A 13032-nucleotide genomic window follows, 5' to 3' on the forward strand; every position below is an offset into this window, starting at 1 on the left:
CCAAAGAAAATGTAAGCCCCAATTTTAAATGAACTTACATCACTTATATGGTTAAAAAAACAAAAGAACAAACCCAAGAATGTAAGCCCCAATTTTAAATGAACTTGCATCACTTATATGGTTTAAAAAAAAATAAAAAAACAAAATGGAACAAGAAATAGACACTAACGACTTAGGAGAATCAATCGTAAAAGTTTTAAAAGGCATTTATGATCCGGAGATTCCTGTAGATATTTATGAATTAGGATTGATTTACGATGTAATGGTGAACACTGATTACGAAGTAAAAATCCTAATGACACTAACCTCTCCAAACTGTCCTGTTGCGGAAAGTTTGCCAAGAGAAGTAGAAGAAAAAGTAAAAACAATCGACAACATAAAAGATGTTGAAGTAGAAATTACTTTCGATCCGCCTTGGAGCAAGGATTTAATGAGTGAAGAAGCAAAATTAGAATTAGGAATGCTTTAATATTTGTTTCAAGTTTAAAGTTTCAGGTTGTTCAACTTGAAACTTTAAACCTGAAACTAAACTTTTCTTATGGAAGAAATAATCAACAAAGTTGCCAATAGTGCTTTAGAAGTTTTTGATCTTGAGGATTATTATCCGAAAGGAATGCGAGTTCAGATTGACATTTCACAATGGCTTTTAGAAGGCTTTTTGTTAAAAGAAAAAGATTTCAGAGAACATTTAAAAAATCATGACTGGGCACAGTATCAGGATCAGTATGTTGCAATTAATTGCAGTACAGATGCTATTATTCCGGCTTGGGCTTTAATACTTGTCGCAGTACAATTAGCTCCTTATGCCAAAAAAGTAGTCAACGGAACTATCGAAGATTTAGATGGAAGTCTGTACGAAGAAATCCTAAGCAAGCTAGATTTTTCGGAATATAAAAACAAACCTGTTATCGTTAAAGGTTGTTCCAGAAAGCCCGTTCCAATGCGTGCATATATTTTAGCGACTTCTTATTTACAGCCATTCGCAAGAAGTATAATGTACGGAGAAGCTTGTTCTGCAGTGCCTTTATACAAAGAATCTAAGAAATAACATCCTTTCGCAATGAACTACCTCTAAGTGTTTTAACATTTTTTTAGTATATTTGTTACTACTTAAACTAAATACTATGAGAAAGATATCCTTGTTACTTTTCGTTTTAGTGAACTTCACTTTTGTTCAAGCCCAAAATTCAGAAAAAGAATTAATTCAAAACACCGAAAAAGCCGTAAAAAAAATCAATGACACTATTGAAGATGAAGGCTGGAAAGCAAAGGGAACAGTATCTCTTTTATTAAATCAGTCCAGTTTCAATAACTGGGTTGCGGGAGGAGAAGACAGTTTCTCCGGAACTTTAGGAATCAATTACGATTTCAATTACAAAAAAGACGATATAACCTGGGATAATAAAATCCTTGCTTCCTACGGGCTTTTACAGACTAAAAATGCTGATTTCGAAAAGAAGACTGATGACCGGTTGGAATTCAATTCAATCGTCGGTAAAAAGGCTTTTGGCGACTGGTATTACTCTTTCTTTTTAAATTTCAGAACCCAATTCACAACTGGTTACTTGTATGGTCAGGATGTAAATGGCAAAGAAATCCGAACAGAAAATACCAAATTTATGTCTCCGGGTTACTTAACAACGGGTCCCGGTATTTATTGGTCTAAAACAGAAGATTTAAAAATAAACTTCGCACCCTTAACCTCAAAATTCACTTTTGTTGACGGTGCTTATACTTCGGGAATTGATCAGGCAACCGGATTACCTTATGTAGATGGGGCTTATTTTGGTGTTGATGCTAATAAAACGATGTTGTATGAACTGGGATTTTATGCTTCGGTTTACTATAAACTTGCCATCATGACCAACGTAACTGCCGAGAATACGTTGAATTTATATTCGAACTATTTAAGAGATCCACAAAACGTAGATATCAATTACTCGTTGAACATTATCATGAAGGTAAACAAATTTTTATCTGCTAATCTGGCCTTCCAGGCAATTTATGATGATAATGCCTTTAGTGGATTCCAAACCAGAGAAGTTTTTGGTTTAGGAGTTAACTTTGGATTTTAGACCGTATTTTTTATCACGCTGGTTTAGCTGATTTATTCGCTTTCCACAGATTAGAGGATTAAAAAGATTAAATGGTTCTTTCGGCTAAAGCCAGTTCTTCGCCGATCAATCATTTACCTCCAGCTAAAGCAGGAGGCTATTCAAACAGCAATAAATTTGTGATAACTTGCGCAATCAACACAGAATCTAAATGTCAATTTCACCAACAATAAAAAGAGATCTAAAATAAATCCGCTCAATCAGCGTGAAAAAATTAAGCATAAAAAAAACGGCTTTTGAAAATATTCAAAAGCCGTTTTTTTATTCCTCTTCTTTTTCGATGGCATCCTTGTAATCCGGATACAAAAATTTATTATACGGAAATCTGGTGATATGAATCTGGCGTACAGCCTCGTATACCGTCTCTCTAAATTCTTCAAAATTTTCTTTTTGAGTAGCCGAAATAAACAATGCTTTATTCTCTCCCACATTACTCATCCAGGTTTGTTTCCATTCCTCAAGCGTGTAATGTTTTCTCGTTTTTTCAGTAATCAAATCATCGTGATCAATTGTCAAATGTTTGTAGGCATCAATTTTATTAAAAACCATAATAGTTGGTTTATCATTACTTTTGATTTCTAACAAGGTCTGATTTACAGATTCGATATGATCTTCAAAGTCCGGGTGCGAAATATCTACTACATGCAGCAACAAATCTGCTTCACGAACCTCATCTAATGTACTTTTAAAAGAGTCTACTAATTGCGTTGGTAACTTTCTAATAAAACCTACGGTGTCTGAAAGTAGAAAAGGTAAGTTTTTAATCACCACTTTACGAACTGTTGTATCCAGCGTTGCAAATAATTTATTTTCTACAAAAACATCGCTTTTACCAACTGCATTCATCAAAGTTGACTTTCCAACGTTGGTGTAACCAACCAACGCCACGCGTACCATCGCACCACGATTACTGCGCTGAATACCCATTTGTTTATCGATCGTTTTGATTTTATCTTTCAACAACGAAATTCTGTCACGCACAATACGTCTGTCAGTTTCAATCTCCGTTTCACCGGGACCACGCATACCAATACCACCTTTCTGACGCTCAAGGTGTGTCCATAAACCGGAAAGTCTTGGTAATAAATAGATACATTGCGCCAACTCTACCTGTGTTCTTGCATAAGACGTTTCAGCTCTTTGTGCAAAAATATCCAGAATCAAATTGGTTCTGTCCAAGATTTTACAATCAATTATTCTTGAAATATTTTTCTGTTGTGATGGTGATAATTCATCATCAAAAATCAACGTCGATATATTGTTTTCTTTTACAAAAAGATTGATTTCATCTATTTTTCCTGTCCCAACAAAAGTCTTCGGATTTGGGCGTTCCATTTTTTGCGAAAAACGTTTTATCACTTCACCACCTGCGGTAAAAGTCAAAAACTCTAATTCGTCTAAATATTCGTTTAGTTTTTCTTCACTTTGATTTTGAGTTATAATACCTACTACGGCTGTTCTCTCAAAATTTATAACTTCTTTTTCTAACATAGCTTTGAATAAGTTGCAAATTTAATGATTTGTAAGCTACTACACTTATACAATTTTATTTTTAAGTTCTATTTGGCAAATTAACCTCTTTATTTAAAAGAGTAAACCCTTTAGCCATTAAGATTATTAATCGCTAAAGGGTTTAAAAAAGAAACGACAGCGTCTTTATTCGTAAATAAACGTCTTCTCTGTTTTTACAATTCCATTTTCCTCAATTTGTGAACAGGATATTGGAAAATTCAATTTATTGTATTTATACTTTCGGCTTACTGCTACTAAGGCTGTAGATGAAGGACTGAAATTTACTTCATTATTATATGAAATAGTCTCAAAACTAAATTCGTCTTCGTGGTACGAAATCATCGGTACAATTATTTTGTAATTGTCTCCGAAAAGATTCTGAACGATTAGTGATTCTACCGACTTTTTATCGTCATAAGTATAGGTTTTAGAAATTTTATCTCCAACCAAACCTTTGTGTTTTGCTACATTATCATTTACATAAACATATTCAATTTTACCGATAATCTGCTTATTTCTGTCGCGTGAAGTGCGTCTTACAATTATACCGTTCTCTACAATGTATTCAATATCATCCAGTATATTCTGGTGATTGGTACTTTTTTTAGTGATCGCTTTTACTCTCGCTCCCTCGTAGGTAAAAGTTACGGTTTTCGTAATGTAATCGTTGCCTTCATGGTATTTGTCAACGAATTTTATAATGTTGTTATCAGCATTATAAGTGTAGTTAACAACTTCTTTCCAGTCGCTTCCGACTTTTTCCTTTACGGTCATGTCCAACAATCCATTCTTATTGTAAAAGAATTTCTGAATAACGTCTGAGGTCGTGATCGATTGAATTTTACCTTCATTAAAAACCACTGTTTTATTTACAATTTCACCATCTTTATCGTTTTGGTAATTTGTTTTTACAATGTTTATTTGTTTTAATTTGACAGGAGCATCCTGACTGTGCAGCACGGATGGCATAACCATCAGCATGATGGCAATAAAGTAGATTTTTTTCATCGTATTATATAGATTTGGGATGACCAAAATACGAAATCCAATTAAATTTTAACAATTTCCGATTCAAAAATTGCTTATTTTTAAACAATTCACTAAAAACCAACCGCTTATCATTAATACAAAACTATTCTTCCCTATTTTTCAGCAAAAATCTTAATGTCATCCACCATAAAAGCGCCATTTAACGTTTTGTCTTTCCCGGATCCGACATATCTGAACGCAATATTAATATTTCCGGAATAGGATGGTAAATCGATTCTGCCTGAGGATATAAACTCACGTGCCGGAGTTGATAAATTAGGTAGTTTTGCTGCCAATTTTGTCCATTTTGCTTTGGCAATATTCAATCCGTCAAAATCATCGGATACGTAAATTTCTAATGCATTTAATGGTGAATCGACCTTCAAATTGTATTGTGCACTTCTAAAAGAAAACACGGCATTTTTATATCCCTCTAAATTGATTTTAGGAGAAACCAGCCAGGCGACATTTTCTGCTGCTGTTGTACTTGTCGTATTAAACTCCGCATAACCATTTCCGCCATAAAACATACTTCTCCATGATTTACTGGCTTTCTCAACAATATTACTCCAACCTGGAAGGCTAAAAGCCACATTGTTTTTCACCGTCTGAAAATCTTCTGAAAATAAGGGAATGGCCCTCTTTCCATCCATTACAACATCACTTTCAGATCTCGCCATCAGTTGGTAGTCAGAACCAAATTTTGTTAATATCCCTCGTACTTTCCCACTTCCTTCCGGCACCGCACTAGCGGCAAAATTTGCAAAATTACTCGTTCTGAAAATAACCTGATTTCCTGTTTTATCACTGAGGTTCCAATTGGTTGCACCCCCGACATTATTGGATTCTTCAAAATAATGGCGCCCAATTGCGGCTTCTGTAAATTGGACCTCCTTAAGTTCAATTAATGTATTTAGATTTTTATCGTTTAACGCTTCTTCAATAGAAAAAGACCGAACCAATTGATTTTCATCGACTACAACGCAAGACGCATTCATTATATTTTTATAGTCATTTTGTGAAATTCTGCCTATTGTTGGATCTCCGGCATTACTCACATAAAGACTCCCAATTCGCAGTCCTCCATAATATAAGTCTGTAAATTGATTTTTGAGCTTTAGATACACTTTATTGCCCACACGGAAATCAGCATACGTATTTGTTACGTCGACGGCCACACTAAAACCTACTACCTCCTTACTGTCCTTTAATGTCTGAAGATAAATCGTTTTAAAAAAATTACCTCCTTCATCTGTCGACACGACGTAGGCTTCAATAACATCATCATAACCATATTGCTTTGGCACAAGTTCTGAAACGTCTTTTAGTTTTTCTACGGTTTGATTTACGATTAAATTGGGCTGTGTACAACTAAACTCAGGACTTTCCAGTTCTGCATCACAGGAACATAAAAGCAATAATTGTAGTGCAAAAAAATATTTTAAGATGCTATCCATCATATTCTGACCTGTTTTAATTTTTAGAAATTAACACTTAGGTTTACGAAATAGGTTCTTCCGTAACCGTAGAAATATTTAGCCCCAAACGAAGGGGTTCCGCTCGAAACATCTTGATTGAGTGCTCTAAAATTGGCATTTCTGGCCTGCTCAAAACCACCGGTTTTATACGACACATCCAGAATATTATTTACACTCACAAAAAGTCCTATATTGTTTCCAAAAACGCTCCAAGATTTACCTCCTGTAATATTCACTAACGATATTGGATCAAATTTTTCCTGTTTTAATAAACGGAGGGCCCGCTCCTTGGTCGCTTCAGGAAAAAACAACCCGTTCTTAGCATTGATGTAAAAACGATCTGTTCTGGCAATTGGAGCAACATCAATATAATTTTCAGCCAAATAGTTAAGAGTCACTCCCAGCCACCAAAATTTAGGCGCTCTATATTCCAGGCCAACGGCACAGGCCTGTTGTGGCATACCGGATTGTTTGTAATCTTTAAGTCGGGATCTTCCAAAATCAAAAGTCGACTGTGTATTTTCTTTCGCCACATTTGCATCATTTGTAATCGAAACATTTGGATTGCTACTGTAGATATAGTTACCGTATGCCAAACAGGCTATAGCTTTTAATGCCGCTGAAATTTGATACTCAAAACTCAATTCAACTCCAATGTTTTTCTTGTCTAACTGTGTCAAAGTCTGACTTACAAATGCATCTGTATTATTATTAGCTTTTCCTTTGTCGAAAATTCCTTCTGCATAAAAGAAAGACGTTTTAGCCGAATTTCTTATTAAAGTATAGTACACTGTTGCTCTCATTTTGAACTTGGGCATTCGAAAGACATAACTTCCTTCGGCACCGCTGACTTTCTCATTTCCAAGATCGTCAACAATAGTATTATTAAGCCTCGAATTAGAGAACGTATTTTGAAGCGACGGCGCTCTTGTATAATGCATTCCATTAAAAAATAACCATTGTTTGCCTGAAATCTTGTAGGTGAATCCACCTTTAAAACCAAAATTTTCAAAATTTACTTTTTTACTTTTACCAAGAGACGTTGTTGGATAAATTCCATTCTGATATAATCCTTCTCTTTGGTATTCTGAAACAGAATAGGATTGGGATAAAAAGAAATCGATTTTATTATAGTTGAACTTAAACTGTGTAAAAGCATCGATTATCGTTGCCAGCAGCTTATAATTGTAGCCATAAACATCCCCTTCTTTGACCTGACGATTTGGATTCTGCAGATCAGATTGCGCCTGAGCACCGGTATAAAATGCATCAACATCTTCAAAATATAAACCTCCGAGCAAATCTACTAGAGATTGAAAATGATGTGATTTCAAACTTCTAAAAACGATGCCACCATCAAAAGCGCTATTCTCAGTAAGTCGCAAGTTTAAATTGGAGTTTACCGCCAGTGTTTTATCATCGGTCCGGTCTTCATATAAAACATAATGGCTTTGCACGGGTTCAAAACCTGTAATTATATTGTTCGGATTTAATATTGGCTTCTGATTCGTCCGATACAAGTCTTCCCAGTTTAGTTGGGCATGGTCTAAAAACAATGTTTTACTTTTTTCCGCATTTATATAATCAGGCATAAAATCCCCCGAAAATGCTCCCTTGTCTTTTGCATAAAGTGACGTAAAATAGCTGGGTAATTTTCTGTAATAGACAGGATCCGGACTGTCTGCATTCTGGTAGTCAATTGTACTGTTTCCTATTTTACCAAATTGGTACATAACGTTTGAATTCAGATTTGCCTTTTCATTTATTCTAAAATAATGATTCAACATCAACAATGGTTCTTCGATGTTTTTTACGCGTGCATTTCGTTTTTTTCCGTTTTGCCATCCCCAGTACGAATTGTATTTTTCGTTGGTCAATCCGGTAACTTCGTTTGTATTTGGTGAATTTTTTCCACGCGAATTTGGTGTATAAAATCCGGTAAAATTAAGTGCGTTTCTATCGTTCCATTTCTTTTCAATACTTATAAAAAAAGACTCTCCTTTGAAATTTGTTCCTTCAAAAAAGCCTTCGTTTCCTATCCGTTTTCCAGCCGAAATTACATACGCCCAACCCGAGGCATTTATACCGGAAGCATAGGTTCCGATTGCCCGCCAATTGTAAGTGGTGTTACTTGCTGAAAATAAAAGACGACTTCCTTTTTTATAAATGGAAGCTCGTGTATAAATCTGTTGTGTACCTAATATACCTCCAAAAGTATGGTCTGAAGAAGCTGCTCCAACTGAAAACTCCTGATTTCGAAGTACGTCATTCAACCCGCCCCAGTTTCCCCATTGTGGTCTTCCGTCATAAACTTTGTTCATTGGCATTCCGTTGAGCATCATGGTTCCGTTTTCACTGTCTAATCCCCGAACCCTAAATCTAGCCTGACCCCAACTAAAAGCAGAGACCTGAAAAAACGCATCTTTTGAAGATTGCAAAAGACCTGATGTCATCTCCGACGTACTGGTATCATCCGTTAAGTCACTTTCTGAAAGTGTAATTAAAGTGGCAGAAGCATCATCGGAAAAATTATCTTCCAGTTGTATTATTCCGAGATTATGATTGGAATCTAAATTTACTTTTAGAAGTACCTCTTTGTAGCCCTGACTGTGCAGCAAAAGCAATTGTTCTCCTTTTAGAGCGGAATGCAGTTCAAATTTTCCGTTTGCTTTGGTCAATTGTGTAGCAGAAGAGTTCTGAATACTTACGACGATATTCTCTAACGGTTGTTGCGTTTTTATATCAATTACTATTCCTGAAAGAATCACATCCTGTTGCGCAAAAACAAAACCGAAAGGCAGTAAAACAAAAAAGACCAAGTACATTTTTTCCATAAAAGATCCCTATTAACTTTGACAAATTGTTTTGGATTAAAATGTCTTTACTAAAAAACACTTTAATCCTTACATCAAAAGATAAAATTGATCTTTGGAAAAGAATGGGAGTACCTGCACAGAATTATACATCAGCTATCATTCTTAATTCAAAGATAGCTAATATTTATTATTGTAATACTTTTATTACTAATTGTAATTGTTTTTATATTGTTTTGCCTTCGTAGATTTTACAGATGAAGCGAATGAGTTTAACATCGTACCTTCGATCAATCTCCGTCATGCAGATAAATGAAGAGAGAAACTAGGGAGTTGTTCGAATTTTAGAGACCATAAAAGCAATCAGAACACCAAAGATTCCGATAAAAGCAAAAGAAAATTGCAGTCCAAAAGTTTCAGCAATATGTCCGATCACGGGAGGTCCCATTAAAAAACCCAGAAAACTAACACTCGAAACAATCGTTAAAGCTTCTCCTGGCGGAACAGTCGGGTTTTTACCCGCCATACTGTAAACTGTTGGAACAATCGTTGCCACTCCTAGTCCAACCAGCATAAAAGCAAGTGTACATGGTATAATATAAGGAAGAAAAACAGCTGTAAAAAGTCCGGCTGAAATCATAACCCCACTGATTTGCATAACACGTTCACGACCAAATTTGTTGATCAATCCGTCTCCTAAAAATCGTCCGCTGGCCATCATAATCATAAATGAAGTGTACCCTAAAATCACCAAAGGACCCGGTGCCTGAACAACATCTTTAAAATAAACACCACTCCAGTCAAACATTACTCCTTCACTTGCCATACTGCAAAAACCAATTACACCGAGCCAGATTAAAGCACTATCGGGCTTAACAAACAGTTTCTTTTTCTCTGTTTTGTCTTTGATTTTCTCTTTGGCTTTGACCAAAAATTTAAAATTAAAAACAATCATCAGTAGTACAATTCCGGCGATAATTAAAAAATGATGAAGCGGATTCAGGTTTAAAGCCAACATTCCTAAACCGACTAAGGCTCCTGTAAATCCGGCAAAACTCCACATCCCATGAAAAGAGGACATAATTGTTTTTTTGAAAAGAACCTCTGTATAAACGCCTTGAGTATTAACCGCTATGTTGGCTAAGTTTCCAAATAAACCGAATAAAAATAAACCCAATGACAATTGTAAAGCTGTAGTTGCCAAACCTAAATTGGCAAGACACAAAACATACATTATTAGAGAAAAAATTAAAATACGGTGGCTTCCAAACTTCGTTACCATTTTTCCCGAAAAAGGCATAATCAACAATTGCCCCATTGGTAATGCGAAAAGGATAGAACCTAGGTCACCTTCTGTCAGATGCAAAGCGGTTTTAATATCCGGAATTCGGCTCGCCCAAGTAGCAAAACTTAAACCCATTCCAAAATAAAACATTCCGACAGCAAAACGAATTCGGTTCAAATAAGACGCTTTGGCCTCTCTAAAGACTTTCTTAATTTTCCCTTTGGTTTGAAATAGTGCTAATGGATTGAAATCGATCAAAATAATGGTGTTTAAAGTTTGGTCGTATAAAAGTACTAAAAAGCTCCGTTATGCACGACCAAACCCTATTAGTTCCTCGATTTATAACGTTATTGTTTATAAATTAATCACTTTTTGCTCGGTATTACTTGCAATTGCAGCTTCTATAATCTGCATTACTTTTACACCGTCTTGTGCTGTAACCGGTTCTGTTTTATGGTTTGAAATCGCATCGTAAACGCCATCAAAAAAGCTGAAATAATTCCCCTGCAATGTTGGTATTTTTTTTCGAATTTCTTTTCCGTCAATTTCAGTATGCAGCAGCCCTTGTAAGCTTTCGGACTCTGTTCCCCATAATTCTAAATTTGGTTTCTTTCCTGCTTTTAAATCATCTTCCTGTACATCGCCACGAGGTTTTAGGAAAGATCCTTTTTTACCGTGAATCGTGTAGGCCGGATTTGCTTCCTTCACAAAAAAGCCTGCCTTTAATCGCACTCTAAGATCCGCATAAATCAACAACAAATCGATCCAATCGTCTACGACAGAACCTTCTCTTGTCGTTCTGATATCTGCAAAAACAGCTTTCGGAGAACCAAATAAAGCAACAGCCTGATCGATTAAATGTGGTCCTAAATCTTTTAAAATTCCGGCGCCATCGTTCGCTGTTTCCTTGTGTGCTTTTGCACTCAACAACGGATTATAACGATCAAAATGAAACTCTGCTTCAACCAACTCTCCTAAAACGCCTTCGTTAATTATTTTCTGAACGGTCTTAAAATCACTATCCCAACGTCTGTTCTGAAAAACAGCTAATTTTAATCCTTTCTCTCTAGCAATTCCGGCTAATTCTTCTGCTTCGGCTACAGTTGTTGTAAATGCTTTTTCTACAACGGCATGTTTTCCTGCCAAGAGTACCTTTTTTGCATATTCGAAATGCGTTCCAACCGGGGTATTTACAATGACCAAATCAACATCAGCCGCCAGTAGTTCCTCAATGGAAGCATAACTTTTTACAGATGGATAATCTTCATGAATTACTTTTTTACTTCTTTCCCAAGAACCCAACAATTCAAACCCCGGATGAATCGCTAAAAAAGGAGCGTGAAAAACTTTCCCCGACATTCCGTATGATAATAGTGCTGTTTTTATTTTTTCCATTTTATGTGTTTTTTTGCCACAGATTGTTTTGATTCACACAGATTACTGTTAGTGTGTGTTGCCACGAATTACACTAATTTACACAAATCGATGCGCTTAAAAAATCTTTTTAATCTGTGAAATCTGTGGCCTATAAATTTATCTCACTTTAGCTCTATCGTACTGTTTTGGCCACGAAATATCATCATTTAAATCGACAGCAAAATCTAAAGGTAAATTTGGATTCCTAAGCGACTCCCTGCCGAACAAAATCAAATCAGCTTGGCTTTCTTTCAAAATAGCTTCCGCCTGTTCTGCCTCGGTGATTAGACCAACTGCTCCAGTCAAAATAGCCGTTTCTTTCTTGATTTTTTCCGCAAAAGAAACCTGATAATTTGGCTCTAACGGAATTTGCTGATGCGATACTAATCCACCTGACGAAACATCGATCAGATCAACTCCCTTTTCTTTTAAAATTCTGGAAAGTTCTACTGACTCTTCAGGATTCCATCCTCCCTCAGCCCAATCTGTTGCCGAAATTCTAACCAACAATGGTAAATCCAACGGCCATTCTGATTGAACTGCTTCCACAACTTCGAGTGTAAAGCGAATACGATTTTCAAAACTTCCTCCATATTCATCCGTTCGCTTATTCGTTAAAGGAGATAAAAACTGGTGGAGTAAGTAACCATGAGCTCCATGAATTTCCACTAGCTGATAGCCGGCTTTAACCGCTCTTTTAGTTGCCGTTTTAAAATCCGAAAGCACTTTTTCAATTCCGATTTTGTCCAAGGCAGTTGGAAGAAACGTTTCCGTTTCATGATACGCAATTGCACTCGGAGCAACAGTCTGCCAGCCCTCATAACCAATATCTAATTTTTTGTTGCCCTCCCATGGTACAGAAACACTTGCTTTTCGTCCGGCATGTGCCAATTGAATACCGGGAACGGCATTTTGTGATCTGATAAATTCGTTGATTGTTTTAAGTTTTTCAATGTGCTCGTCTTTCCATATTCCTAGATCAGAAGGAGAGATTCTAGCCTCAGGAGAAACGGCTGTTGCCTCCTGAATAATCAAACCGGCACCTCCGCTGGCACGGCTTCCCAAATGAACCAAGTGCCAATCGTTAGCGAATCCGTCGATTGCAGAGTACTGACACATAGGTGAAATAACAATTCTATTTTTTAAAGTAATTTTTTTAAGGGTAAGCGGAGCGAATAATATTGAAGCCATAATAGTGTAACTTTTAATCGTTTTAAGCTACCTATTAAGTAGGATAGCGCACAAAAAAGTAAAGTTACAGCATCTGCCTAAAAGTAGAAATCAAAATGTTTATTAATTAACAAACATTTAAAACCTTATATATTATATTGCACTACCAAATTAAAATAGAAACGTTACTTTTGTGCGTTAAAAATTACGAACTA

General features: G+C 36.0%; 10 protein-coding genes. 3 read left to right on the plus strand and 7 right to left on the minus strand.

Annotated features, from left to right (window positions below):
- Positions 1–145: 145 nt before the first annotated feature.
- From ACHRV5_RS19870 to ACHRV5_RS19880, 3 genes are all read left to right on the plus strand, one after another.
- Positions 146–469, plus strand: coding sequence for an SUF system Fe-S cluster assembly protein (locus ACHRV5_RS19870; RefSeq protein WP_047774847.1), 324 nt, complete (start codon positions 146–148; stop codon positions 467–469).
- 69 nt (positions 470–538) lie between these two features.
- Positions 539–1048, plus strand: coding sequence for a DUF2480 family protein (locus tag ACHRV5_RS19875; protein WP_395427907.1), 510 nt, complete (start codon positions 539–541; stop codon positions 1046–1048).
- A gap of 76 nt (positions 1049–1124) precedes the next feature.
- Positions 1125–2075, plus strand: coding sequence for a DUF3078 domain-containing protein (locus ACHRV5_RS19880; protein WP_047774843.1), 951 nt, complete (start codon positions 1125–1127; stop codon positions 2073–2075).
- 300 nt (positions 2076–2375) lie between these two features.
- Here ACHRV5_RS19880 and hflX read toward each other — a convergent pair whose 3' ends face one another.
- From hflX to ACHRV5_RS19915, 7 genes are all read right to left on the minus strand, one after another.
- Positions 2376–3605, minus strand: coding sequence for a GTPase HflX (hflX, locus tag ACHRV5_RS19885; RefSeq protein ID WP_047774841.1), 1230 nt, complete (start codon positions 3603–3605; stop codon positions 2376–2378).
- A 165-nt stretch (positions 3606–3770) separates the two neighbouring features.
- Positions 3771–4634, minus strand: a complete 864-nt coding sequence (locus ACHRV5_RS19890) for a hypothetical protein (protein WP_395427908.1) — start codon at positions 4632–4634, stop codon at positions 3771–3773.
- 134 nt (positions 4635–4768) lie between these two features.
- On the minus strand, positions 4769–6115 hold the full coding sequence (locus ACHRV5_RS19895) for a DUF5689 domain-containing protein (protein ID WP_395427909.1): 1347 nt from the start codon (positions 6113–6115) through the stop codon (positions 4769–4771).
- A 20-nt stretch (positions 6116–6135) separates the two neighbouring features.
- The gene (locus tag ACHRV5_RS19900; RefSeq protein WP_395427910.1) at positions 6136–8967 is read right to left on the minus strand and encodes a carboxypeptidase-like regulatory domain-containing protein; all 2832 of its coding nucleotides are present in this window, start codon (positions 8965–8967) and stop codon (positions 6136–6138) included.
- Between the two features lie 304 nt (positions 8968–9271).
- Entirely contained in the window at positions 9272–10489 is a 1218-nt protein-coding gene (locus ACHRV5_RS19905; protein ID WP_395427911.1) for an MFS transporter, read from the minus strand.
- A gap of 96 nt (positions 10490–10585) precedes the next feature.
- Positions 10586–11626 carry a Gfo/Idh/MocA family oxidoreductase gene (locus tag ACHRV5_RS19910; protein WP_395427912.1) on the minus strand — a complete coding sequence of 347 codons (1041 nt, stop codon included), beginning with the start codon at positions 11624–11626 and terminating at the stop codon, positions 10586–10588.
- A 138-nt stretch (positions 11627–11764) separates the two neighbouring features.
- Positions 11765–12838 (minus strand): NADH:flavin oxidoreductase/NADH oxidase, encoded by a 1074-nt coding sequence (locus tag ACHRV5_RS19915; protein ID WP_395427913.1) that lies wholly within the window; start codon positions 12836–12838, stop codon positions 11765–11767.
- Positions 12839–13032 lie beyond the last annotated feature (194 nt).

The organism is Flavobacterium sp. FlaQc-52 (assembly GCF_044007495.1).
Lineage (GTDB): Bacteria > Bacteroidota > Bacteroidia > Flavobacteriales > Flavobacteriaceae > Flavobacterium > Flavobacterium cupriresistens.